Source organism: Metabacillus sp. KUDC1714 (assembly GCF_014217835.1).
Classification (GTDB): domain Bacteria; phylum Bacillota; class Bacilli; order Bacillales; family Bacillaceae; genus Metabacillus; species Metabacillus rhizosphaerae.
The window spans coordinates 2,924,880-2,949,099 of the sequence record NZ_CP055263.1 but is presented as its reverse complement, the minus strand read 5'-3'; the positions used below and the strand labels follow the sequence as shown (position 1 = coordinate 2,949,099).

Below are 24,220 nucleotides of genomic sequence, written 5' to 3'. Positions count from 1 at the left end.
ATGTCAATGGATTGAATTGGATATCCACAATTTGTTCATAACGTTCAGGTTTCTTTCCTTTATATAATAAGGACTTTATCGAATGAAAGTAAATAATCAAAAGAAGAGGATCGTTTGGACAATGGAAAGGAAACAATATATTAGTCATTAGTTGTGATTGCCAAGTAATCTAGGATAAAATAGAAAAGGGTTACACATCTTTTTATTTTATCCGTGTATTCTCGGTTAACGTTACTGCCTCAGGAGGTTTAACATGAGCAAACAAACAGGTATGATTAAGGAACATCTTTTTTATTCAACTGCGCTTCAGGAAGAATTAACATTACTAATTTATCTCCCAGAAAATTTTTCACCACTATATAAATACAGCTTGCTTATTGCACAGGATGGCCAGGATTATTTTCGGCTTGGACGTGTAGGGAGACAGGTCGAAGCTTTAATGAAAAATGAAGAAATTGAAAATGTTATCGTTGTTGGAATCCCTTATAAGGATGTAGGCGACCGCAGGGAAAAGTACCATCCAGATGGAGCAAAATTTTCAGGCTATGTTCGATTTTTAGCACATGAGCTTGTGCCATTTCTTGATCAAGAATTCCCAACCTACCAGGTAGGCTACGGGCGAGCTCTTATTGGAGATTCACTAGGTGCAACGGTTTCATTACTTACTGGCTTAGCATATCCAAACACATTTGGAAAGCTAATCCTACAATCACCATATGTGAATGATGCAGTGTTACAGGCTGTGAAAGAATTTTCTTCACCTTCTCGTCCAACTATTTTTCATCAAATTGGGAAAAATGAAACAAACGTTAAAACTACCGATGGAGAAATTCTCGACTTTATTACACCAAATCGAGAGTTGAAAACAGCTATTGCTGAAAAAGGTTTTTCCTATACATACGAGGAATTTGATGGTGACCATACATGGAAGTACTGGCAGCCTGCTTTAACACCGATCTTACGGGAAATGTTTGAGTAAGAACTGCTATCATTTCGTACGTATGTTTCTTTTTAAAAATTTGATATACTATCCTTAAAAGAATCGATTAGGAGGGAATGACATGAACTACGGAATTGCCCTTTTTCCATCAAAAAAATTACAAGATTTAGTGAATTCTTATCGTAAGCGCTATGACACAAATTATGCATTAGTTCCACCACATTTAACACTTAAAACAGCTTTTGAAGCGACTGTTGAGAACTTAGAACAGATTACAAAGGAACTTCGTCAAATAGCTGATAAATCTGCACCTCTAACCATTTCGATTAAAAAGGTTAGTTCTTTTTCACCGGTTAATAATGTAATCTATTTAAAAGTCGAGCCAACTGAAGAATTACAAGAATTACATGAGAAGCTTCATACAGGCTCACTAGAAAGTCAGCCAGAATATGCTTTTGTCCCACATATTACAATTGGACAAAATTTATCTGATGATGAACATTCAGACGTATTAGGTAGTCTTAAAATGTTAGAAATGAAGCATGAGGAAGTTGTTGATCGCTTCCACCTACTATATCAACTAGAAAACGGATCTTGGACCGTATATGAAACATTCTTACTAGGAAAGGATTGCAATTAATTGAACGTTAAGCAAGTTACAACTAAAGACCAACTCGAGGATGCCTATTCAGTAAGACGCACAGTATTTGTTGATGAACAACAAGTTCCCGAAGAAGAAGAAATTGATCAATTTGAAGATGACGCTACACATATTGTCTTATATGACAATGAAGTGCCAGTTGGTGCCGCTCGTCTTCGTGTATTAGATGGGATTGGGAAACTTGAAAGAATTTGCGTTCTTTCATCCAGCAGAAAAAATGGTGCTGGCAAATTACTTGTTAACAAGTTAGAAGAAATTGCAATCGAACAAGGTGTCAGCAAACTTAAGTTAAATGCACAGACACACGCAATTCCATTTTATGAACGATTAGGGTATGAAACTGTATCTGATATTTTTATGGATGCTGGTATCCCACACGTTACAATGATTAAACATGCTAATTGATTAGCTTTTTCACATACTAAAAACGAGCTTGGATAACCAAGCTCGTTTTTACGTTTTTCACATTAGCTTTCTTCTTTTCTCGCCAATTTTTCCCGATCCTTCATTCCTGGTGGCTCCTCAAGCCACTGATTTTTTATCATGATTTCAGCTCCAGATTTTGCAAATTGACCTATTTCAACTGATAGACGTTCATAATTAACAATAAGGTCATATCTTTGACTTGCCGCAGCTGCCGTAGCGTAGTTACCCGTACCAGCAGCACTTAACTGAGCCATGTGAAACATCATTAGTTTCTCTGAAAAAATTTGTGATGTTGAATCCGTAATACTAATATTCGGCGAGCCAGGTGAAACAAGATTGCTTTCTGCTAAAGCTGATGTAAAGATCTGAACATGCTTATATGAAATTTCTTTTCCTCTTAACATATACTCTTGAACATCTTTATTTTGTGATGTTTGTGCAAAGCTTAAACATAATCCAATTCCAATCGAATTGGTTTGGATATTCAAAAACAGATGCGAAATTTCGATTGCATTTAGCGGTCTTTCCTTTGTAAATGGATTTATACCACCTAAATACTTCTTATTATCTATATAATCTGTTTTAGCTGGTACATCTATATAAGGGGCTCTAACAAAAATCCCTTTCGAAAGGGCAATTTCTATTGTCTGATTATATAAGTTTGAAACGTCAGAAAGTCCATTGGTAAACATTGTTCGTATATCATATCTTACACTGACAGAAACGAAGCCACTAAACGCAAGCATCGCTAATTTCGACATATGGTTCACATAGATAAGACAAAATGAATCAGAAAATATCTTTGGTGCATCCATTTTTACATCATCATTTGTAAAACCGTTTGGTATTGCAAAATTATCCTTTTGAAAAATATCTGAAAGGATTTTTAGATTCTCATTAAATATGTTATACGTAGTCTGAATCGCTTTTTTTATTTCTGGATCCTCAATATGTTTCAACATATGTCCTACAACACATACACTCATACTTGTATTTAAATATGCAGTCCAGAGAGAAGCAATTTCTGGTGCTGTAAGCTGTGTATGACTCTCTGACATGTTTTTTCCTCCTAAGATAAATAAAATAGTTAGAAATATTCTTACCCATTTTGGTTCAAATTATTTATTTGTTAAAGTTCTAATAATTGATCATAAAAAAAGCTGAACTGGAAAAAACTATTTCATGTGTTAATGATATCGGAGGTTATATTACATGCATTATGCACAAATTTCCATTGAGTTAGTTTTAGGGTTCATTGCACTTTTTGTAATTACAAAAATATTAGGTAAAACACAAATTACCCAAATTACTACATTTGATTTTATTTCGGCATTAGTTTTAGGAGAACTTGTCGGTAATGCAATTTTTGATGATAAGGTTGGAGTTGTCAGAATCATTTATGCGGTTGTAATCTGGGGACTGCTCATTTTCATTTTGGAAATGATTACACAAAAGTGGAGTAGTACACGAGGCTTATTAGAAGGTAGGCCTACGATTATCATTCATAAAGGGAAAATTTTAAAAGAAAGTCTAAAAAAGAGTAAGCTAGATGTCAATCAGCTACAGCATCTAGTTAGGTCCAAAGGTGTATTCTCTATCCGCGAGCTAGAGTACGCAGTTCTTGAAACAGATGGAACGGTCAGTATATTAAAAAAAGCTCCTTACGAAACACCTTCCAAAAAAGATCTACAAGTGATTCTTGAACAAGTTAATCTTCCAATCACCTTTATTAGTGATGGCAAGGTCATTAAAGACAACCTTATAGAAGCTGGTTTTAATATGACCTGGTTAGAACAACAGCTAAAACAACACAACATTTTTCGTGTTGAAGAAGTCATGTTCGCTGAATGGCTAGAAGGTTCAGGTTTGCACGTTCAATCCTTTTAAGTAGGTAAAGGCTGACACTTTTTTCTGTGTCAGCCTTATCTATACTACTAATAGACCCATTTCAACTAGTTTAAGCATATCTGTCTATATACTTCCCTTTTACTATAAATGATTCGGAATTTTTATTCGTTTTCATTGATCTCATTTTATAATCTAAAATATCTTCAAATCTCTGTTTTTTCATGTCCGATTGAACAGCGGTAGGTCGGAGTGTATGTGAATAATGATTTTGAACGGGGACATTTCGATTCGCATATTGAATATACGTATACTGTTGAATTGGCAAAATATAACCCATTTTTCTTCTCCCTTTCGTTATTCCTCAAATTTCCTCGCTTGAACCGAATAACTTAAGCTTTTCGATATGTATCCATTCTGTTAAGATAGATTTTGTCGCCTATTTTTAATAACGTTGTTTATAATCCTTTATTTACATATACGTACGAAGATAATTCTTTATGGGAGGAGGATCACCATGAAAGTTGCAAAAATGAATGAATTTGATCTATCTTTAGAAAATTTGCCTCGAGAAGATTATCAGCGTATCTATGAAGCTAGCCTTAAAGACAACGTAAGTTGCAAAGCTTGTGGGTTGCCAGTTAAATTATATCTTGGATTGAACAAGCCACCCTTTTTCTACCACACGAACAAAGAAGATAACCTAAGGTGTACGGATATCGTTAGCAGTCCTCCTATTCAATCGATTTCAACACAACAACCTAACTTAGAATGCGAATATTCTGAACAAAACGGTTTTCGAATTCCTAAATCTAGGTCGATTGCAACACTTGAAAAGCCCACTGTAACAGAATGGCAAGAGCCACAGGTTCTAAAAGGGCGAACACCTTTCACACTCAAAAGCAAAACACCTTCATCACTACTCGGGATTCCTCTCGATGTTGAACAAAAAGAAGCTGTAACGACAATAGAGGGGCCACTTCTAATCCTAGCTGGTGCAGGAAGTGGAAAAACGCGTGTCCTTACAACAAGGGCGCTATATATGATGGAAGAAAAAGCAATTGATCCAACCTCAATGATGCTTGTTACCTTTACAGCAAAAGCAGCACGAGAAATGCATGAACGCCTTATCAAGCACACAAGGCTAACAGCAAACCAACTAAACCAGCTTGTCATTGGAACCTTCCACAGTATCTTTTACAAAATGCTACTTCATGACAACAGAGAAAAGTGGAATGGACAGCATTTACTAAAATGGGATTGGCAAAAGGAAAGCTACCTTAAACAAGCATGCAGAGAAATGGGTATTGATGAAAAGGATTTTCCTTTTGACCAAGCGATCCAACAAATCGGGTATTGGAAAAATACGATGAAAACTCCTACCGATATCCATCCTGCTGATGAGTGGGAAGAAAAGGCATTATCTCTCTACAATTATTATGAAGAGCAAAAGCGTGAGCGTGGCCAATTCGATTTCGATGATATGCTAGTAAAATGCTATGAAATGTTAAGAGAAAATCCTAGTGTACTAGAAGCCTATCAGAAGCGATTTCGCTATTTTCTAATCGATGAATTTCAGGATATCAATCCAGTTCAATATAAGCTTATTAAGCTATTATCCAATCATACAAATAATATATGCGGTGTTGGCGATGATGATCAAACAATTTATAGCTTCAGAGGAAGCGAGCCATCCTTTATTCTGAATTTTAAAGAGGAATACCCTGAAGCTACTATTATTACGCTTTCCTCAAATTATCGATCAGATCATCATATTGTTTCCTCTGCAAATGAAGTGATTTCGAAAAATAAACAGCGCTTAAGCAAAAAGATGTACGCTCAATTCCAGACAGATCAATTACCTGTTTGTTTTTCTCCATATGATGAAGAAGAAGAAGCAACCTTGATTGTCAATGATATTAAAGAAAAAATTGAAGCTGGTGCATTGCCTAAAGAGTTTGTGATTTTATACCGAACACATACTGGCGGACGAGCAGTTTTTGAACGATTTGTTCAATCAAGTATCCCATTCGTCATTGAAAAAGAGCAGAGTTCATTCTATGAACGAAAAATGGTTCGTGGTGTTCTAAGTTACTTACGACTTAGTGTCGATCCTGATGATTCATCGGCATTAACCGAACTAATTCGCGCTTTATTTTTAAAACAATCTGTTCTTAATGATGTGAAGGCCTTATCCATTCTTCATGATTGCTCACTTGTTGATGCTTTATTATATTTAAATGGGCTTCATGCATTTCAAATGGCAAAGCTCAAAAAAATTGTTCCAAAAATCAGCGCTTTGACAAAAGATAAGCCTGCTAGCGCAATTCAAACCATCGAAAAAGAACTTGGTTTCAATGACTATCTTAAAAAACTAGGTAATGAAGGCAATACAATCGACAAAGGTTCGGATGATCTTAACGATTTAAAAGTAGTCGCGAAGAAATTTTCTACTGTTACAGAATTTCTTCAACATACTGATCATATGACCTTAACTCAAAAAGCATTAAAAGGACAAAAACAGGCAACCGAAGCTGGTGTTCAGCTTATGACGATTCATCGATCAAAAGGTCTAGAGTATAAATATGTATATATCGTAGGGGCTGTAGATGGCTCTATTCCTCATGATTTTGCACTAGAGTCTGCTAGAAAAGGAAACTATGAATTCCTAGAGGAGGAACGTCGCTTACTATATGTAGCGATGACACGTGCAAAAGAACATTTATTCATCTCGACTCCTTCTAAAAGACGAGGAAGAAAAGCTGTAGCTTCAAGGTTTCTTAAGACTTTATTTTAAAAATTTACGCTAGCCTAATAAATTATAAGAAATGCTTAGTAGAACCTCACTTTACTAAGCATTTTTTGTAAGGCTCTTTTCTAGAAGATTGTTGTTTTTTAAATAGTTTCTTGAACAAAAACAATTTTAGGTTTATTGGAGCGAGCATCCTGAAGCGGAAGTCAACCATTCCCCATACTTGTTATATAGCACAAATTTGCGAATACAGCCTTTTGTAAAAAATCCCCTAGATAATAACTCGAGTTATCTCTAGTTTCTCCTTCACTTTATACACCATCATTTCATCGTGAATCCTCTTCATTTTATGATCCAAAAACTGGGCCATTTCCGCAGCTTCTTTTAGTTCATCTTTTACATGCACAGGTACTGATTTATCATATTTATAATAAATTTTATGTTCTAGGCTTGCCCAAAAATCCATTGCGATTGTGCGAATTTGGATTTCAACTTTAACTTGTTCAGTTAGATTTGATAAAAAAACAGGAATTTCAACCAGTAAGTGTAGACTTTTATATCCATTTGGCTTTGGTTCCTTAAGATAATCCTTTACTTTTAAAATTGTAATATCATCTTGACCAGAAATCATGTCATAAATCTTATAAATATCAGATACAAATGCGCAGATGATCCGTACACCAGCAAGGTCATGAATATGTTTCACCGCTTTTTCTTTCGTCAAAGTAAGACCCTTCCTTTGCAGCTTTCTTATTATACTTGCTGGATCTTTTATTCTAGATTTAATATGTTCAATTGGATTATGCTGATGTACAAATTTAAACTCCTCATTAAGGATTTTCAATTTCGTATTGATTTCATCCAATGCAAATTTATAGATTAATAAGAAATTTCTCCATTCTTCTAACCCAGTCCTAACTTGTCTCAATTTTATGATCACCTCTTTTTTATTCCCTTTAACGATAGAATAGATTAGTGAAATTCAGATGAAAATAAGGTGGAAGGGTTTAACACTATTAGAATGATTTCAGCAAAAAACCAGCTAATCAGGTTGATTTAGCTGGTCAACAACACAATTAATATGTGGTTACTTTTTGTTTATCATTTTTGAAATTGTATTAAAATCTAACTTTTCATTACCATTGACAATGGAATTAACAATTTTATCTTCCATTTGCTTTGAAACTGGTTTGTTGGCAATTTGAGAAACTCGTTGGATCACATTTCGGACAGTTTTTTCATCTTTAAAGTTTGCACCCTGTAAAGAATTAGCCAAAGAAAAAACATCATTCATGTTTACTCCTGTTTTATTCTCAAGGTTTTTGAAAAATTTATTATCCATTTTCTAAGCCTCCTTAATTCATGATATATCCTATGACCTTCTAGGCAAAATGTGATAACAATCTCTTGGAAAAAAGAAAGTACGAGCAAAGATTGCTCGTACTTCCAACACACTTAATTGGCTATAACATTAGTTATAGAAAGATGCACCTACAATGATTAATAAGATGAACAATACAACAATTAACACAAATGTGCTGCCGTAATAACCGCCACCACCATAACCATAGTTACCACCACCGTAACCGTAACCCATGTGCTAAGCACCTCCTCTTTGCTATCATCCCTACACTATATGATGAAAGAAGAGGTTTTGTTTGGACGTTTTTTATGGTGAATTATTTTTCTATCTTATTATTTTTTAATATCATTTGTTCCATTTCAGAAGCAGCCAGGTCCATCCTTTGTTCAAATGACTCAGCAAGCTCGTCAATCTGCTTCAAGCCAATCTGTATTTTGCGAAGTCTTTCATCTTCATTCCTTTGAATCCTATCATGCTGGCGATAATTTCTTTCCAATACCTCACTAAACATTTTTTCAAGTAAACTCATACTTTCCCCCACTCTCTACTGTTGCTTGTCGTCATCATAGTAATCTAAATATAAATTCCCAGACGAATCAACCTGACCTAAAAAGACATCTTCTACATTTGCACATTTAAGTTTTAGCTTATTTCTTATCCAATCTATACTATATCCCGCACTATATATTGTCTCATTTAGATAAGTTCCGTCCATAATTACTGTTAGTGGGACCTTATCAGAGGAACCATCTGGAAAGAGATCTCCCCATTTCACAGCTTGCATTTCTTTTTTTAACAGGACACTTAATTCACCATTTGTTTCAAGAATAGCAAACTCGACATCTGAAACGTTAAAAACATCTCTTTTGCGAAGTTGTTCAAGTAATTCATCTGTACTATATTTTTCATTCCTGAGATTTTCCTCCAGTATTTTCCCATCTTGGATAAATGTCGTTGCCTTTCCTTCAACAATGTCTCGAAATTTTTTACTTTTTAATGAAAAGATCGAAATAATAATTGGAAATAACGTCCAGATAAGAATTGAGACTACACCATTTATTACATGTAATTCAATATCCATTGAGAGTGTTCCAGCAATATCACCTACTGTAATTCCTAAAATATATTCAAAAAAAGACAGCTTCGATAACTGCTTTTTCCCCAAAAGCTTAGTAATGAAAAAAAGCCCTAAAATTAGTAGGGTCGAACGAATGATTACCTCAATCCAACTCGGCATAAACCTTCTCCTTCAAACATTCATGATTACGTATCATTTAGTATGAAACATCCGATGTCTCTTTATGTAAAAATATATAATGTTTTATAAATTTGAAAGGCATACCTTAATTCGTTTGCTACCAAATATTAATAAGGGAATTGACCTTTAAGTCAGTCCCTTGGATACTCTTTGTTACACTTAGTTAAAGGAGAAGGATTTCCCCTATGTCCTCTAGCTTTAAAAAGATGAAGATATAATAATCTTTGTTCCCCAATATTTTGTTCTACATATAATAAATGGTGTTATTCTTTTGGTGAAACTAGAACACGGGGATTATTAAATCTATCAATTTTATAAGCTTGGATTATTTTACAATATGATATAAATTTCTACATTAGGGAATAATCCGCTTAAAGAATCACAATCAACGTCAATCAAAAGGAGGAATTAATATGACATGGAAAAAGAAAGTTGAAAATTGGCTTTCTTATAAACTATTGGATAAAGAATTAAGAGAGTTATTACTAGAAATGCAGAATGATGAGAAGGTATTAGAAGACAGTTTTTACAAAAATTTAGAATTTGGTACAGGCGGTATTCGTGGAGAAATAGGACCTGGGACAAATCGTATGAATATCTATACAGTCCGTAAAGCGGCTAAAGGCTTAGCTGATTACATTGTTGAGCAAGGCGAAGAAGCAAAAAGACGTGGTGTGGTCATTGCGTATGATTCCCGGCATAAGTCACCTGGATTTGCGCTAGAAGTAGCAAAAACAGTTGGCCAACAGGGAATAAAGGTCTGCATTTTTGATGAGCTGCGTCCGACACCTGAATTATCATTCGCAGTTCGTTATTTAAACGCTTATGCAGGTGTCGTTATTACTGCAAGTCATAATCCACCAGAATATAACGGTTTCAAAGTGTATGGAGAAGATGGAGGGCAAATTCCTCCAACAGCAGCTAACAAAATCATTCAGTTTGTCGAAGGAGTTGAAAATGAGTTAACAGTTGAAGTAATAGAAGAAAAAGAATTATTGATTAGTGGTTTATTATCTTACATTGGTGAGGATATTTACACTGCTTATCTTGAAAAGCTGATGACTATCCAATTGAACAGCAATATGGTTGATAAATTCAAAAGAGATTTAAAAATTGTTTTTACTCCACTTCACGGTTCATCAAATAAACCTGTTATTGCAGGTTTAAAAGCATTCGGTTTTGAAAATATTACAGTTGTTAAAGAGCAAGAAAAGCCAGATCCGAACTTTTCAACTGTGACTTCACCAAACCCAGAAGAACACGCAGCATTTGAATTGGCTATTCAATATGGAAAACAAATTGACGCTGATATTTTAATGGCGACCGATCCAGATGGTGACCGCCTAGGTGTTGCTGTGAAAAATGAGAAAGGCAATTACGTCATTTTAACCGGTAATCAAATGGGAGCCTTAATGCTTTATTATATGTTGTCTCAAAAAAAAGAAAGAGGGATACTACCTAAAAACGGTGTTGTAATTAAAACGATAGTGACTTCAGAAATTGGACGTGTCATCGCTGATGATTTTGGATTAAAAACCGTCGATACTTTAACTGGCTTCAAATATATTGGCGAAAAAATCAAGGAATTTGAACAAACAAAAAATCATATATTCCAATTTGGTTATGAAGAAAGCTATGGCTATTTAATCAGTGACTTTGTTCGTGATAAAGATGCTATCCAATCTGCCGTTTTTGCAGCTGAAGTCGCTGCTTACTATAAAGGACAAGGCAAATCATTATATCAAGGGCTTATTGAAATTTATAAGAAATACGGTTTCTACAAAGAGTATTTAAAATCATTAACATTAAAAGGAAAAGAAGGTAAAAAGCAAATCTCCAACATTTTAACTTCATTTAGAAAGAATCCGCCAGAAGAAATTGCTGGACTTACAATATCTGTTATAGAAGACTATCAATCAAGTAAACGTTTAAACCTTTTGACTGGAGAGGAAGCTTTTATAAAACTCCCCTCATCAAATGTATTAAAATTCCATTTAGCGGATCTTTCATGGGTTGCTATACGTCCTTCTGGAACAGAGCCAAAAGCTAAGTTTTATTTTTCAGTTAAAAGCACTTCACTGAATGAAAGTGAAAAGTTATTGATGAGACTAGAAAACGATGTGATGAAGATAGTAAAAGATATTATTTCTTTTTGATTCTAGTAACCCAAAAATGTGCAGCGGATAAATTGGAACTTTCACAAGTAATGGATTAGAGTTAATTCATAGAGCTGGCGGTGTAGCCGTTTTAGCACATCCTTTACTCATTCACGGTGATACGATCGTTGGGGAGTTAATGCAATTTCATTTCGACGGAATAGAAATATGGCATCGAAAACAAGGCAAAGAAGACTTAAAACAGTATAAGAGTATAGCAAAAAGGTATAGTAAAATAATGACAGGTGGATCTAATTTTCATACTGGGGGTCATGAAATAGGGAAGTTTGAATTGAGTCATAATCTGGATAGGGGAGAAAGCTAATCTCCCCCCTCAAATCATTCTGTAATAAAAACTATGTATCTTTTGGAGAATCTAATTTGCCACTCGATTTCCCATATGAAGCCCTAAGAAAAAAAGTTGAAAAATGAAGAAGTACGCATTAAGCTTTTAGAAGCAGAAAATGAGTTCCTAAGTTAGAGGAACTTGAAAGGCAGCGTTGATAAAGAAACGTTAATCCCTAGATTCATTTGGAGTGACGAATATAATATGCATTATAGTGCAAGTAGAGTATCATAAAGCTATCCTTGACTATATTAGTGTGATAAAGGTCTAAAATTTATTTTCTTAGGTTTCATTATTTTTTATAATGTTAATTTTTTAACAATTTTGGTCACATACTGCCTTTAGTATATCGTATATTCTCTATCTCAGTTGTATCCTTTTAACTCTGTTAATATCATTTTTAGTCACTAATGATTATTCTTATTTGCACTAATTACTGGCTATTACGGAATCTTTTCAATATTATATTCGTATAACTCACAAAGATTTTCCAACTGTGACATTAAATTTTTATTGCAATTGGCTTTTAAAAAAGAGTAATCCATATCAGGGTGTGATCTTGCGTTTACTTTTTCCTTTATCTTTACATTTTGAAAAATTAATTCCTTATTTTCAAACCGCTTTAAGAAATAAAATAATTTTTCTTCTGGATTTTTATCAATACAGACTTTTAATATAGGTCTTTGTAATTCAATTCGTTTATACCACTCAAGAACACTTTTCACAGCCATTTCTACTTCATTTAGACCATCGAAATTTATATATTTTTTACGATATTCCAAACTTTCCTTTGCTATATTTTCTGTGTAATATGTGCTACATACAATATCAAAAGGGTGCCTAATATTCATAATAATATAATCAAAAATGAAATCTTGCCTGTTAAGTGTATTGTCACAATATACTTGATAATCTTCTACTGCAAACATCCAGCTACTAATTCCATCCTTGCCCATCTTTTCATGTCCAATATCATATCCAAATAACTGAAATAATTTCACCATAAATCCGGTACCACTTCTTGGATGTCCTAAAATTAAAAATTTCCTTTTCTCCACCATTTAAGTTCTACCTTTCAAGAATGATAATTTATTAAAACGACTTTGCTGAACAGCATCCAATTTATTATCAGCATCGATTGCAAGTAGTGTGTCCTGTATAAACCGATTGTTCCTACGAGTTTCCTATTATGATTACGAAGCCAAATAAGGCCCCAACCTATTACCGGAGTTCTTTAATACTTGTGTGTTATTCTTATAATAAAATAGAAATGTTATCAAATACTTGAATTAAGTGAGGATATTGGTTAAGAGATTTAATTTTATTTCGTTCAGAAAGCAATAAATGTTTCCATTTTATTGGATCTTCAATGTCCAATCTATTCAATAATCGATTAATAGGTTTTTGATCTGCCATTAGAACAGCCAGTTCTTTTAACACTGTTAGAAATCCATTTTTAAAATGTTGAAAACTGTCCGGAAAACTTTGACATAGTAATTTGTAGTCACCTACCACAAGATTTTCTTGTATTCTATTTATTTTATTCATTAGAAACAATACATGTATACAGACTTCGAAACTTTGATGTTTTCTTTGGTACCGAAGATAGTTTTTGTACAAATCCCTGTAAAGTTCGTCATATGAAACGGGGTGCTCCTGGTGATAACCAGAAACATTTGAATCGCAACGGAATGTTGCTCCAGCCTGATAAAGTCGATATCCAAGCTCCCAATCCTCAAATCCCCATCCTTTAAACCCTTCGTCAAACCCTCCGACTTTTTGAAGAAGGTTTCGTGGGATTGAAACAAAACCACTCAAAAATAAAACCCATGGTAGATTATAACCATTTAATTTATCACCATATTGTTTAAAAATTTCTGATAAATATGGTGATTCGAATGCTAACAGCTGATATTTCTTAGATAAAATGTCCTGTTTTGATAACAACTGAACCAGATTACCATTCTTTAAGGAAAGCACTTTTTCAGAAAGGGGAATTTTTGCTTTTATTATATTTTTTAGTAAAGACTTAATTTGGTGATGTTGCTCTTTTGTAAATTCAGGATAAAAGCATGAATACACACGTTTATGATACGGCCCACCTGATAAAACCAAATTTGTGTTATTCTGTTGATAATTATAATGATTTTGTACAAAATCAGGATCAACAATCATTTCAGCATCTAAAAATATAATTGTTTTTCCTAATGATCTCTCGATACCGACATTCCTAGCTCTGGATCGCCCGTAATTTTCCTCGTTTCGTATATATTTGAATAAGAAAGAAGGTTTGAACTGCTTAGGTATTTCAGGAGTTTCGTCTGTTGAACCATCATCTATAAGTATGACTTCCATTTTTGATGAATCAAAGGTTTGGTTCTCTAATGAGTATAGTGTTAGTAAATTTTGAGGATAACGATTATAGGAAGGAATAATAATACTTATTTCTATCTCCAAAATAATACACTCCTTATCTATCACATAGTGGATCCAGTAAAACACAACTAACAATCAGCTTTTTATAAACAGATTAAAAAATCAAAAGCATTGACCAATTTATTGAATTCCCCTAAGGAATGAACAGCATTTCGATCAGACTGTGCATGCTTTTTTCTATGATGATTGTCTGCTGCTACAAACAGATTTTCAAGTGGTTTCTCTTCTACTAAAAGTTTAGAAGCAGCCTTCAATAACGATAGAATACTATCTTTAAAATCGAAAAATTTGTCGGGATATTCCTTTTCCAATCTTTTATATTCTTTTAAAATCTCATGGATTTCCAATCGATCATATTGACCCATTAAAATGAATGCAATGACCAAAACATCAATATCTTTATGCTTTTGTTGGAATAGATAAAAGTTTTTTAGGGAAGCTTGCCAATTATGATGATTTGTTACAGGATGTTCTTGGTGATAACTTGCTACATTTTGTTTATAGGAAAATGTAGCTCCGCATTTATATAGCCGATATCCAAGCTCCCAATCTTCGAACCCCCATCCAATGAATGTCTCGTCAAAATGACCAGCAGTCTGTAGTAGCTCTTTTCGTAACGAAACATTTCCAGTTAAAAAGGCTATCCAAGGTAATTGAAATCCAGTCAATTCTTCACCAAACAATGAAATCGTTTTTTGATCAAGAGACGATTGGGAAAAATAAGAAAGCTTTTGAAATCTTAACGTATCAATATCCTCTTTAAAAATCATTTGAATTGGACGCTTGGTTTTAGAATAGGTTCGAAATCGTTTTAAAAAAACTCTATCACCCTGTACAAATCTAGCAATTCGATTTAACTCTTCTTTATTAAATTGTGGAAAAATAAATGAAAACAAAGAATGGTACCCAAGAGCTCCAGTTAATACCAATTTTTTATTGATTTGATGATATTGATAATGGTTTTGTACAAAATCCGGGTTCACAATCATTTCAGCATCTAAAAAAACAATGATTTTCCCATTTGCTTTCTCAATACCAATATTTCTTGCCTTAGAACGACCCATATTATTTTCACATTTGAAATATTTAAATGTAAAAGGAGGATGAAATTTATTGGGGATTTGAAATGTCTCATCGGTTGAGCCGTCGTCAATTAAAATAACTTCCATTTTAGATGGATCAAAAGTTTGGTTTTGTAATGAATAAAGAGTAAGCATGTTTTGTGGATACCGATTATAAGATGGTATAATGATACTTACTTCAATTTCCACTTAAAAATCCCCCCTGATCATTCATTTTTGTAATAGCCCTTGAAAGATCTTCTATTGTTCCGGTATCTAAGTAGTATTCTCCTTTAACTGCACCAATTCGAAATCCGTTTTTTATTGCTTCTCTAAAAACATCCCCTAATACTAATTCCTCTTTTTTTGAATAATTCTTTGTATACTGAGTAAGGAAATCCTGAAACCTCGATTTCCATACAGCTGCCCCCCAAGCATAATCTGTATCTGGTTTTGCCTTCGGTTTATCGATGATTTCTACAACTTGAACGTTACCATCTTTATCCTCTTTTAGTGTTGTCATTCCGAGTTTGTGCCAAGCCTTTGTAGGAAAAACACCTAAAACAATATCCATATCTTCGCTTTGTTTTATTTTTTTCACTAATAATTTGAGCAACGTATCAGGTTTAAAAAACGTATCAGGCATTCCAAACGTAACAAGGTATTCTTCTTCTTTTGGAAGCCAAGGTGTCACTTGAAGAATAGCATCTACCATCCCTTTTGGTTCCATTTGAATTAAATAAGAAAAGTTCATTTCAAACCGATAACCGTTTAAATAATAAGACAGGATATCCGTTTTAGATGAGTTAATAATGAAGAAAACATTGTATATTTCAGCCTTTTTCATAGCTTCCACTAAATATTGCGAAACCGGACAAGGACGAAGCTCCCCTTTATACATTTGATAGCCAACAGGAAACATTTCTTTTGAAAACGCTAATGGCGCTAACCTCGTACCTAAACCAGCAGCTGGTAAAATTCCATACATTTTCATTAACTTCTCCTCCATTTTTTATTACTGAATATTAATTGATGAAGAAAAAATACCAGTTGCCGGTACTGTTTTTTTATTTGTAATCTTCTAATATCTTTTTTCAAATAATACGAACTTGATGTGCGAGTTGTAATCCCTTGGCTATAAAGAAGGAATTCATTCAAACAATTCTGCTCAAAGGAAAGTGATACTACTTTTTCTTGAATTGCCCGTTGAATATCCTGTAACAACCTACTTTTTTCGATGAGATCTACGAAATGGATGTGATAATACATGATTGGATTAAGGTCTTGATGTTTTTGAATAATATAATTGATACTTTGATTACTGTCACTGCCTTGATTACCAAAACGTTTGTGTTCTTGATGATGATTTTTTATAGAAGGATCGACGATTCCCTTTAAACCACCTTTCCAAAGGCGGTAGCCCATTTCCTCATCTTCCCCGCCATACCTTCTTTGAAACTGTTCATCGAATAACCCTATTTGTTTTACATGTTTGGATTTGACAGAACAATTCATCACGATAAAATACATCCATGGAAATTCAAACCCATTAAGATTACTTCCATATTGATTCAGATACCTTTCATAATGCTGAGCAAAGGGCTGTTTGGTTGAAGCATCAAAAAATTTTTCATGCATAATTTCTTCTGGTGTAATAGGGGGAGTATACTCACCTTTTTGTTCATTATAGCGTTGGTCTATTTTATTCCAAAAAGAACCTCCAACAAAAATTTCATTGTTTTTTTCATGATGAAGAACATGTTTCGATATAAATGTTGGTTCAGCAATCATGTCACTATCACTAAAAATAATGACTTCCCCAGAGGCTTCTGCTATACCACTATTCCTAGCACATGCCCTTCCTAGGTTATTAGGGTGGCGAATATATTTTAATGAAAAATCAATATCAATCTGATCAATAAGTTTAAACGTTTCGTCTTTTGATCCATCATCAACAACAATAACTTCAAACTGCTCTTTCGGGAAGTCCTGGTGTTTATAAGAAGAAAGAGCTAAGAATAGTCTATCTTTCGCATTATAAGAGGACAGAATGACACTGGCTTTTTTCTGGTTTGTTTCCATAAAATCAAAAGCTCCTAACTTACTTTTTTAGGGGAAAATATTTTTATTATTATGAGCGTTCCATTTTATATCCTTAAAGGCGGTTGCATCGACTTAGTTTTTAACACAATAACAACGTTAGTAATTTTTATAAAAAATTAGTTCAAAATTAATTTATGCTACTTTCATAAAATAGTTCAAAGGTAATGAATTAAGATTAATATTTCCCTTAAATTAATACTTTAAGAGATCCAAAGTGAAGAAACATCAAGGAATAGACTAGCTTTCTCAAATATGACATTTTTTTTAATAGTGATAATACATTTGATAATCCATTTTTGTTAAAACCACTATCTTTCAGTTATTAGTATTATTAAATAATTAAGTGTTCAAGTATGTATATGTATATATAGAAGGCGAGGTGAAACTTGAAAAAAAAATAGACTGCAATGTTAATAGCAGTCTCAGATTGACGACAAAAGGGGTTTGGAATGGTTTTATTCCGAACCCCTTTTGAGATTTTCTATGAATTTCGCTCAATATTAACGAGAATAGAATGGATCCTTCGAGTCAATTATTTTAGGCCATTTCTGAACCTCGCCATGTCATGATAGCAGCCTCCTTATTCAATTTTCACCTTCCATATATTAGGAGAATCATAGTATCCCACTACACCATAGTAGTTACGGTCCTTTATACTGTGGTTCCAAGTCATGTTAAACGTAGTTGTTCGATTGTGCACTTATTTGGATAATAGAATCTTTGGTTTCTTATTATGAGAAGGGGAACTAAATGGTAGAGGATGTAAAGAATTAATATTTACTTTCAATAACTTCCCCCACGAATATCTAATTTCATAAACCACTTGTCAATCTCCATTCTTTTCTCCTCCCCTAAAAGGATCTAACATTTTCCTTTTCTCTTCTACTGATAATGTTTTTTGCTGAATATGATTATTAATCTTGATTATTTCAGAATTATTTTTTAAGGAATTTATGATGGATGTATAACTATACCATTCATTTTCTTTCAAAGAGTCCGCAAGCTTTGTAATGAACTCAAAATCCTCTGGAGTATCAATCGTTAATCTTGCATGAAATTGATCTCTTGTTTCGGCTTGTATTTCTTTAACTGAAAATATTTGCTCATTTTCAAAAAAAGGCCCCCATATCTCTGTATCAACTACTTGCTTACTATCACATACTTTTTTTAATGCATGATAACTAAGTCCATAGGTAAAGCATCCAATAGGCAACCCAGTTATTTTAATGAAATCTGGTTTTTCCTTTAATGCTTCATTAATAATTCTATGAGTATATTCAATTGAAAAGAATGGGTTATCAGCTGTTACTGAAATAATGTAATCCAATTGATAAAAAGTTGCCGCCTTATATAATCTGAATAAGACATCGTCCGGCTCCCCCATAAAGTAATAAATCCCCAAGTCCTTCGCTCGATCAACGAGAGGCTTATCTTGTGGATAATCAGACGTACATAATATGATTTGATCAACATACTGAACCCTTTTTGCACGCTCAATTACCCAATCAATAATTGGACGGTTTTTTAGCATGAGAATAGCTTTTAACGGCAGTCTTGAAGATTTCAACCTCGCAGTAATTAAGAAACCTATTTTCATAAATTGTTATTCCTCCTCCTCTTTCATTATTTTTACCGTTTAACACCTATTCACCTCATTTCACTCACTTTTTTGCTTTTTAAACATAAATTATTCTTATGAAGGAAAGGAACAGGTGATGTCATTATGAAGGTTAAAGATCTTATAAATAATCATGAGCCATATATCATCGCAGAAACAGCTTATACTCATGAAGGAGATTTTGATTACATTATTCGAATGATTGAAACAAGTAGGAATAACTGCAATGGAATTAAATTCCACCTTTTAACCAATATTGACCAGTATATGAAAAAGCAACACCCTATTTATCAAAAATTAAGAAACTGGACATTTACCAAAGAACAATGGCTGAAAATATTATATCACGCTAAAAATCATGGTTTAGAGACTTTATGTTTAGTAGATGATTTGGATAGTTTAGAAATTCTTGATCAAAGTAACTGTAATGCAATTTGTCTTCATGGTACTTCTATAAACGATGTTTTATTACTGGATAAAATAAGAATGACTGATTTTCCTGTTTTTATTAGTCTGAGTGGCGTTAATACTTATGAACTAGAACGTACGCTTGATTTTCTTACTAAAGAGGACAAGAGCAAAGAAATCTATTTAATGTATGGTTATCAAAACTATCCATCCGATTTTAATAAGTTAGAACTGTCAAAAATAAATAAGCTAAAAGAATACTTTAACCTTCAAATTGGATATGCGGATCATACTGAATGGGATAAAGAAGTGGATATTAAGCTGATGGAATATGCGTATTTATTTGGAAGCAGGATTTTTGAAAAACACATTACTCTTAACCCAGGGATATTACGAACAGATTATGAGTCGGCAGTTCATCCCGATTACTTACCTAAAATCAAAAACTCATTACACTTAACAAAAAAAATAATCAGTCAAAATCATTTTATTAATACTGATCAGACATCACAAAGATTGATCGGACCGATGAAAAAAGCTTTGGTAGCAAGAAGGGATATTCCAAAGGGAGAAATCATAAAAAGTAAAGATTTGCTCTTTAAACGAACAGATTCACTTACTGTCAATGATCCATTCAATTTATATTTTTCAGTTCTTAATAAAAAAGCAAAAGAGGATATTAGAAAAGATGAGATTTTAACATTAGAAAAAACGGTAAATTAATTCTTTATAAATATTTTTCTCCCTTTTCTCTATATCTAATTACTTTAGCTGGTGTTCCATATGCTACAACTTGAGAATCAATATTGTTTAACACCGTTGCTCCAGCACCTACAACAGAGTGAGCACCTATTTTTTTAGAATGAATAACATTAGCTCCTAATGAAATGGCTGAATAACTTCCAACACATACATTTCCACCAAGAGTTGCCCCAGGAGCTATAGATACATAATCATCTATAAAACAATCATGGTCAACTGAACTCATGGTATTTAGGATACAATGTTCTCCTATTTTTGTATGACAATTCACAACAACACCAGCCATTATAACGGTTCCGTCCCCTATTTCAGTTTCCCCCCCTATAACAGCTGAGGGATGAATCACGGTCACAAATTTAAAGGAAGGAAAATCCCCCTTGATTTTTGAAACAATATTACTTCTTATCCAATTATCACCAACTGCAATAACTCCACCATAGATGTTATTCATGATCCCTTTTAGGGAAGCGTGATCCCCAATGTACTTATATTGTAAATCAACTCTATTATCATTATAATAATCATCAATGAACCCATAAATTGTATACTGTCCAGATTTTTCAATAGCGTCCATTACTACTTTTGAGTGTCCACCAGTTCCATATATAATAATTTTCTTTTCCATCACACACCTCTTAATCCTCATTTACATTTAATATATTCTTTATACATTTTATAACTCTATCTTGATCTTTTATTGATAAGTCAGAGCCGGAAGGTAAACAGATTCCTTTATTAAAAAGGTCTTCACTTACACTCCTATTTTTACTATGAGGATAGTATGCATGATTTATAAATAATGGCTGTAAATGTAGAGGTTTCCAAACTGGACGTGCCTCAATATTTTCTTTTTCTAATGCATTGATGATTTGATTAGCATTAATATTCGTTTCCAAAGGATCTATCGTTAATGCTGTTAACCATCTAGTCGCCTTACCAAAATGGGCTTCTGGCATAAATTGAATTCCTTTTATATCAGCCAAATTCTTATAATAGTAGTTGTATACTTTTCTTTTTTTCATAATATGAGTTTCTAAAATTCGTAACTGCCCTCTTCCAATTCCTGCTAAAATATTACTTAATCGATAATTGTATCCCATCTCACTGTGCTGATAATGCATTGCCTGATCACGTGCCTGTGTTGCTAAAAAACGGGCTTTTTCGGTTGCTTCCAAATTGTTTGATACAAGCATTCCGCCGCCAGAAGTAGTAATGATTTTGTTTCCGTTAAAAGAATAAATACCGAATGTACCAAGCGTTCCACTCGCTTTTCCTTTATACGTTGCTCCTAAAGATTCAGCAGCATCTTCTATAATAGGAACATCATAAATTGAACAAATTGCCTTTATTTCATCATAATCTGCACTTTGTCCGTAAAGATTAACCACAATAACTGCTTTCGGTAATTTCCCTATTTTCGCAAAATCTTCAATAGCCTGTTTTAAAGCAACAGGTGACATATTCCAAGAGCTTGGCTCTGAATCTATGAAAACAGGTTCAGCTCCCATATATAAAATGGGATTAGCACTTGCAACAAATGTTAGTGATGAGCAAAAGACGACATCACCCTGTTGAATCCCCAGAAGCCCTAATGCAATATGAATAGCTGCAGTACCGCTGCTTAATGCACATGCCCCTTTTGCTCCTACATACTCAGATAATTCTTTTTCAAAAGCATCCACTTGGGGTCCTAATGGCGCAATCCAGTTCGAATCAAACGCCTCTTTTACGAATCCCCTTTCTTCACCACCCATATGTGGAGGAGAAAGGAAGATTCGTTTGTTTTTTTCTTTCATTTACCTCACGAACCCTTCCTTGATATATTTTAATATGTCAACTTTTTTTGAAGTAAACGATTGTTTATGGAAACATGCCTCAAAACATTTAATACTCGCTCACTTGTATTTCCATCTCCATAAATATTTGATATGAAGTTTAACCTGTTTTTAAAGGTTGCTGATCTGATTCTTTTTAATGCTTTTTCCAATTCTTCTTTATTTGGAAGGATATTAATGGTATTTTCTGATATTTCCCTCCCATTCTGTCTGCTTCCAATATTTATGACGGGTAAATGAAAAGATGCTGCTTCTATAATTCCAGAAGAAGAATTGCCTATTAACGCTGCTGCATTCTTTAAGATAGCTAAATAATCTAAATGTTCAAAGTTTGTTACTAATTGAAGATTTATATTGTCCTCATATTTTTTGTAAACTGTCATAATTTGATTTGTTCCTGCATCTGAATTTGGCAAAATACAAATGATGTCTTTTTTTTCATTTAATAGTACTTCAAGAACAGTAGAAACTTGCTCCTCTATTGAAAATATTTCAGTAGTTACGGGATGATAAACGAATAAATAATAATCCTTAACTCCTGACAAACGATATTTATTTTTAACAAGATCTAATGATGGAAGTCTGGTGTTTATAATCGTTTCAATTCGAGGAGCACCCACACAATGAATTCTCCATTTTTCTTCTCCCATTTTTTCAAGTCTTTTAGCATTGTTCTCTGTGGATACAAAATGGAGATGAGCCATTTTGGAAATAGAATGGCGAACCGACTCATCAATTGATCCCGTTACTTCTCCTCCATGAAAATGTACGACTGGAATATTCATATAGGCACCTGCAATCGCGGCAGCCAGCATCTCCCCTCTATCCCCTAAAACAAAAATAAAATCTGGATTTAGATTTTCAAATGCTTGACTCATTCCTAGAATACCTATTCCTATCGACTTAGCCATATTTGCACCTGTATCACCCTGAAGGAGCATATCAACTGTTGCACCTATATGGAAACCGTCTTTTTTTATCTCATCAATGGTCATACCATATAATGGAGATAAGTGCATTCCTGTAACAAGTAAATTCACATCAAAATGAGGGTCATCATGAAATTTTTGAAGGATCGGTGTATAAATTCCATATTCTGCTCTTGTGCCTGTTACGACAGTTATTCTTTTTACTTTTACTGTCATAATAAGTCTTCCCATGATATTATTTGATCTTCTTTAATTGAGTTTTTTACCTTTCTTCCTATTAGCACATCAATATTTTTAGGAGCAATGCCTCCTCCCGGTCTTTTAAAAGTCATATTATCTTTAGTTAAGATTTCTCCCTTATTAATACATTGATTGGCTACTATGCTTTTTCGAACAATCATTTTATTTTGTTGTTCTGAAGGCATGCATTTCTTTATCCCATTTCCTAAGCTTTTTTCTACGTTTCTGATGCTTTTTACGAGATTGGAGAATTCTTGTGGATTTAAGGAGGATTTATGATCAGGACCTGGGAGTGATTTATCAATAGTAAAGTGCTTTTCGATGATTTTAGCACCTAATGAAACCGCACTGATAGAAACTTCAATTCCTACTGAATGATCGGAATAACCTATTATTTTTCCAAAAGCATTTTTCATGGTAATAATGGCGTTTAAATTTATATCTTCATAAGGTGCAGGATAATTTGACGTGCAATGAAGCAAAGCGACCTCATTGTCTTCTAAAACATTTAGGGCATCTTCAATCTCGCCCAAACTGGCCATACCAGTTGAAAGGATGATGGGCAATTTGTACTGACTAATTTTTTTAAATAAGTGGATATTCGTTAATTCTCCTGATCCAATTTTTAATACATTTACCCCAATATTTTTAAGGAATTCTGCACTATCTTCATCAAATGGAGATGATAAAAATTCTATTCCCTTGTCATCGCAATAATTTTTCAAAAAAATAAAATCGTTAGCCGAAACCTCTAATTTCTGAAGCATCTCGAATTGCGTTTCTTCATCTTGTGTATTTTCTTTTTGATATTGAGCCTTTTCAGCATACTTCGATACTAGTTTGTTACTTTTATATGTTTGAAATTTAACTGCATCTGCACCTGCCTCAAATGCTGCATCTATAGACTTTCTTGCAATCTCTACATCTCCATTATGATTAACTCCTATTTCAGCAATAATATAAGTAGGAGATTTCTTATTAATGATATGATCCTTAATTTTAAATTGCATTTTCTTCACTCCAATAACAATTAAGAGTAAATGATAATAAAAGGAGAAGCTCCTTCTACATTCAAATATTT

The 24,220-nt window shown here is 33.5% G+C and carries 24 protein-coding genes; 7 read left to right on the top strand and 17 right to left on the bottom strand.

Going from position 1 to position 24,220, the window contains the following annotated elements; genetic code table 11:
* Window positions 1–253 precede the first annotated feature (253 nt).
* From HUW50_RS14055 to HUW50_RS14045, 3 genes are all read left to right on the top strand, one after another.
* Complete coding sequence (locus tag HUW50_RS14055) at window positions 254–979, top strand: alpha/beta hydrolase (RefSeq protein ID WP_066323567.1); 726 nt, start codon at window positions 254–256, stop codon at window positions 977–979.
* An 82-nt stretch (window positions 980–1,061) separates the two neighbouring features.
* Entirely contained in the window at window positions 1,062–1,580 is a 519-nt protein-coding gene (locus HUW50_RS14050; RefSeq protein WP_066323565.1) for a YjcG family protein, read from the top strand.
* Window positions 1,581–2,006, top strand: a complete 426-nt coding sequence (locus tag HUW50_RS14045; protein ID WP_066323560.1) for a GNAT family N-acetyltransferase — start codon at window positions 1,581–1,583, stop codon at window positions 2,004–2,006.
* A 62-nt stretch (window positions 2,007–2,068) separates the two neighbouring features.
* On the opposite strand, the gene HUW50_RS14040 is transcribed toward HUW50_RS14045, so the two are convergent.
* Window positions 2,069–3,085 carry a DUF3231 family protein gene (locus HUW50_RS14040; protein ID WP_066323555.1) on the bottom strand — a complete coding sequence of 339 codons (1,017 nt, stop codon included), beginning with the start codon at window positions 3,083–3,085 and terminating at the stop codon, window positions 2,069–2,071.
* Window positions 3,086–3,239: 154 nt separating this feature from the next.
* Here HUW50_RS14040 and HUW50_RS14035 point away from each other — a divergent pair, with 154 nt between their 5' ends.
* Entirely contained in the window at window positions 3,240–3,914 is a 675-nt protein-coding gene (locus HUW50_RS14035) for a YetF domain-containing protein (RefSeq protein WP_066323549.1), read from the top strand.
* A 70-nt stretch (window positions 3,915–3,984) separates the two neighbouring features.
* Here HUW50_RS14035 and HUW50_RS14030 read toward each other — a convergent pair whose 3' ends face one another.
* Window positions 3,985–4,212 carry a hypothetical protein gene (locus tag HUW50_RS14030; RefSeq protein WP_066323545.1) on the bottom strand — a complete coding sequence of 76 codons (228 nt, stop codon included), beginning with the start codon at window positions 4,210–4,212 and terminating at the stop codon, window positions 3,985–3,987.
* A gap of 177 nt (window positions 4,213–4,389) precedes the next feature.
* Here HUW50_RS14030 and HUW50_RS14025 point away from each other — a divergent pair, with 177 nt between their 5' ends.
* The gene (locus tag HUW50_RS14025; RefSeq protein WP_185652940.1) at window positions 4,390–6,669 is read left to right on the top strand and encodes an ATP-dependent helicase; all 2,280 of its coding nucleotides are present in this window, start codon (window positions 4,390–4,392) and stop codon (window positions 6,667–6,669) included.
* Between the two features lie 226 nt (window positions 6,670–6,895).
* On the opposite strand, the gene HUW50_RS14020 is transcribed toward HUW50_RS14025, so the two are convergent.
* The 5 genes from HUW50_RS14020 to HUW50_RS14000 all read right to left on the bottom strand — a co-directional run bounded on the left by HUW50_RS14020 (window position 6,896) and on the right by HUW50_RS14000 (window position 9,224).
* Window positions 6,896–7,552 (bottom strand): GTP pyrophosphokinase, encoded by a 657-nt coding sequence (locus tag HUW50_RS14020; RefSeq protein ID WP_185652939.1) that lies wholly within the window; start codon window positions 7,550–7,552, stop codon window positions 6,896–6,898.
* 159 nt (window positions 7,553–7,711) lie between these two features.
* Window positions 7,712–7,966 carry a sporulation-specific transcription regulator SpoVIF gene (locus HUW50_RS14015; RefSeq protein ID WP_066323523.1) on the bottom strand — a complete coding sequence of 85 codons (255 nt, stop codon included), beginning with the start codon at window positions 7,964–7,966 and terminating at the stop codon, window positions 7,712–7,714.
* A gap of 129 nt (window positions 7,967–8,095) precedes the next feature.
* Complete coding sequence (locus HUW50_RS14010; protein WP_026561090.1) at window positions 8,096–8,221, bottom strand: YjcZ family sporulation protein; 126 nt, start codon at window positions 8,219–8,221, stop codon at window positions 8,096–8,098.
* Window positions 8,222–8,303: 82 nt separating this feature from the next.
* Window positions 8,304–8,516 carry a hypothetical protein gene (locus HUW50_RS14005; RefSeq protein WP_066323520.1) on the bottom strand — a complete coding sequence of 71 codons (213 nt, stop codon included), beginning with the start codon at window positions 8,514–8,516 and terminating at the stop codon, window positions 8,304–8,306.
* 15 nt (window positions 8,517–8,531) lie between these two features.
* Window positions 8,532–9,224: a DUF421 domain-containing protein gene (locus HUW50_RS14000; protein WP_066323518.1), complete on the bottom strand. Its 693-nt coding sequence runs from the start codon at window positions 9,222–9,224 to the stop codon at window positions 8,532–8,534.
* A gap of 434 nt (window positions 9,225–9,658) precedes the next feature.
* On the opposite strand from HUW50_RS14000, the gene HUW50_RS13995 reads away from it, so the two are divergent.
* On the top strand, window positions 9,659–11,401 hold the full coding sequence (locus HUW50_RS13995) for a phospho-sugar mutase (protein ID WP_185652938.1): 1,743 nt from the start codon (window positions 9,659–9,661) through the stop codon (window positions 11,399–11,401).
* A 789-nt stretch (window positions 11,402–12,190) separates the two neighbouring features.
* Here the strand turns inward: HUW50_RS13995 and HUW50_RS13990 are convergent.
* The 6 genes from HUW50_RS13990 to HUW50_RS13965 all read right to left on the bottom strand — a co-directional run bounded on the left by HUW50_RS13990 (window position 12,191) and on the right by HUW50_RS13965 (window position 18,944).
* A complete protein-coding gene (locus tag HUW50_RS13990) occupies window positions 12,191–12,808 on the bottom strand; it encodes a hypothetical protein (protein ID WP_185652937.1) in 618 nt (205 codons plus the stop codon).
* Between the two features lie 193 nt (window positions 12,809–13,001).
* Window positions 13,002–14,204, bottom strand: a complete 1,203-nt coding sequence (locus HUW50_RS13985; protein WP_185652936.1) for a glycosyltransferase family 2 protein — start codon at window positions 14,202–14,204, stop codon at window positions 13,002–13,004.
* Between the two features lie 62 nt (window positions 14,205–14,266).
* Entirely contained in the window at window positions 14,267–15,454 is a 1,188-nt protein-coding gene (locus HUW50_RS13980; RefSeq protein WP_185652935.1) for a glycosyltransferase family 2 protein, read from the bottom strand.
* Complete coding sequence (locus HUW50_RS13975) at window positions 15,444–16,238, bottom strand: sugar phosphate nucleotidyltransferase (protein ID WP_185652934.1); 795 nt, start codon at window positions 16,236–16,238, stop codon at window positions 15,444–15,446. Before HUW50_RS13975 ends, HUW50_RS13980 begins: the two co-directional genes overlap by 11 nt.
* Window positions 16,238–17,326 carry a glycosyltransferase gene (locus HUW50_RS13970; RefSeq protein WP_185652933.1) on the bottom strand — a complete coding sequence of 363 codons (1,089 nt, stop codon included), beginning with the start codon at window positions 17,324–17,326 and terminating at the stop codon, window positions 16,238–16,240. Before HUW50_RS13970 ends, HUW50_RS13975 begins: the two co-directional genes overlap by 1 nt.
* A gap of 847 nt (window positions 17,327–18,173) precedes the next feature.
* A complete protein-coding gene (locus HUW50_RS13965; protein WP_185652932.1) occupies window positions 18,174–18,944 on the bottom strand; it encodes a cytidylyltransferase domain-containing protein in 771 nt (256 codons plus the stop codon).
* Between the two features lie 126 nt (window positions 18,945–19,070).
* Here HUW50_RS13965 and HUW50_RS13960 point away from each other — a divergent pair, with 126 nt between their 5' ends.
* Window positions 19,071–20,096: an N-acetylneuraminate synthase family protein gene (locus tag HUW50_RS13960; protein ID WP_185652931.1), complete on the top strand. Its 1,026-nt coding sequence runs from the start codon at window positions 19,071–19,073 to the stop codon at window positions 20,094–20,096.
* Between the two features lie 4 nt (window positions 20,097–20,100).
* Here the strand turns inward: HUW50_RS13960 and HUW50_RS13955 are convergent, their stop codons facing one another.
* The 4 genes from HUW50_RS13955 to neuB are packed head-to-tail and all read right to left on the bottom strand — an operon-like array spanning window position 20,101 to window position 24,149.
* Window positions 20,101–20,760, bottom strand: coding sequence for an acetyltransferase (locus HUW50_RS13955; protein ID WP_185652930.1), 660 nt, complete (start codon window positions 20,758–20,760; stop codon window positions 20,101–20,103).
* Between the two features lie 10 nt (window positions 20,761–20,770).
* Entirely contained in the window at window positions 20,771–21,931 is a 1,161-nt protein-coding gene (locus HUW50_RS13950; RefSeq protein WP_185652929.1) for a DegT/DnrJ/EryC1/StrS family aminotransferase, read from the bottom strand.
* A gap of 29 nt (window positions 21,932–21,960) precedes the next feature.
* Complete coding sequence (gene neuC, locus HUW50_RS13945; protein WP_185652928.1) at window positions 21,961–23,115, bottom strand: UDP-N-acetylglucosamine 2-epimerase; 1,155 nt, start codon at window positions 23,113–23,115, stop codon at window positions 21,961–21,963.
* Window positions 23,112–24,149 carry an N-acetylneuraminate synthase gene (neuB, locus tag HUW50_RS13940; protein WP_185652927.1) on the bottom strand — a complete coding sequence of 346 codons (1,038 nt, stop codon included), beginning with the start codon at window positions 24,147–24,149 and terminating at the stop codon, window positions 23,112–23,114. The genes neuC and neuB overlap by 4 nt, the downstream gene beginning before the upstream one ends.
* Window positions 24,150–24,220 lie beyond the last annotated feature (71 nt).

Excerpts from the sequence above, each read along its gene's own strand:
- HUW50_RS14055 (WP_066323567.1), top strand. The coding sequence starts at position 254 with ATGAGCAAACAAACAGGTATGATTAAGGAACATCTTTTTTATTCAACT.
- HUW50_RS14050 (WP_066323565.1), top strand. The coding sequence starts at position 1,062 with ATGAACTACGGAATTGCCCTTTTTCCATCAAAAAAATTACAAGATTTA.
- HUW50_RS14040 (WP_066323555.1), bottom strand. The coding sequence starts at position 3,085 with ATGTCAGAGAGTCATACACAGCTTACAGCACCAGAAATTGCTTCTCTC.
- HUW50_RS14035 (WP_066323549.1), top strand. The coding sequence starts at position 3,240 with ATGCATTATGCACAAATTTCCATTGAGTTAGTTTTAGGGTTCATTGCA.
- HUW50_RS14030 (WP_066323545.1), bottom strand. The coding sequence starts at position 4,212 with ATGGGTTATATTTTGCCAATTCAACAGTATACGTATATTCAATATGCG.
- HUW50_RS14025 (WP_185652940.1), top strand. The coding sequence starts at position 4,390 with ATGAAAGTTGCAAAAATGAATGAATTTGATCTATCTTTAGAAAATTTG.
- HUW50_RS14015 (WP_066323523.1), bottom strand. The coding sequence starts at position 7,966 with ATGGATAATAAATTTTTCAAAAACCTTGAGAATAAAACAGGAGTAAAC.
- HUW50_RS14010 (WP_026561090.1), bottom strand. The coding sequence starts at position 8,221 with ATGGGTTACGGTTACGGTGGTGGTAACTATGGTTATGGTGGTGGCGGT.
- HUW50_RS14005 (WP_066323520.1), bottom strand. The coding sequence starts at position 8,516 with ATGAGTTTACTTGAAAAAATGTTTAGTGAGGTATTGGAAAGAAATTAT.
- HUW50_RS14000 (WP_066323518.1), bottom strand. The coding sequence starts at position 9,224 with ATGCCGAGTTGGATTGAGGTAATCATTCGTTCGACCCTACTAATTTTA.
- HUW50_RS13995 (WP_185652938.1), top strand. The coding sequence starts at position 9,659 with ATGACATGGAAAAAGAAAGTTGAAAATTGGCTTTCTTATAAACTATTG.
- HUW50_RS13990 (WP_185652937.1), bottom strand. The coding sequence starts at position 12,808 with ATGGTGGAGAAAAGGAAATTTTTAATTTTAGGACATCCAAGAAGTGGT.
- HUW50_RS13975 (WP_185652934.1), bottom strand. The coding sequence starts at position 16,238 with ATGAAAATGTATGGAATTTTACCAGCTGCTGGTTTAGGTACGAGGTTA.
- HUW50_RS13970 (WP_185652933.1), bottom strand. The coding sequence starts at position 17,326 with ATGGAAACAAACCAGAAAAAAGCCAGTGTCATTCTGTCCTCTTATAAT.
- HUW50_RS13965 (WP_185652932.1), bottom strand. The coding sequence starts at position 18,944 with ATGAAAATAGGTTTCTTAATTACTGCGAGGTTGAAATCTTCAAGACTG.
- HUW50_RS13960 (WP_185652931.1), top strand. The coding sequence starts at position 19,071 with ATGAAGGTTAAAGATCTTATAAATAATCATGAGCCATATATCATCGCA.
- HUW50_RS13955 (WP_185652930.1), bottom strand. The coding sequence starts at position 20,760 with ATGGAAAAGAAAATTATTATATATGGAACTGGTGGACACTCAAAAGTA.
- HUW50_RS13950 (WP_185652929.1), bottom strand. The coding sequence starts at position 21,931 with ATGAAAGAAAAAAACAAACGAATCTTCCTTTCTCCTCCACATATGGGT.
- neuC (WP_185652928.1), bottom strand. The coding sequence starts at position 23,115 with ATGACAGTAAAAGTAAAAAGAATAACTGTCGTAACAGGCACAAGAGCA.
- neuB (WP_185652927.1), bottom strand. The coding sequence starts at position 24,149 with ATGCAATTTAAAATTAAGGATCATATCATTAATAAGAAATCTCCTACT.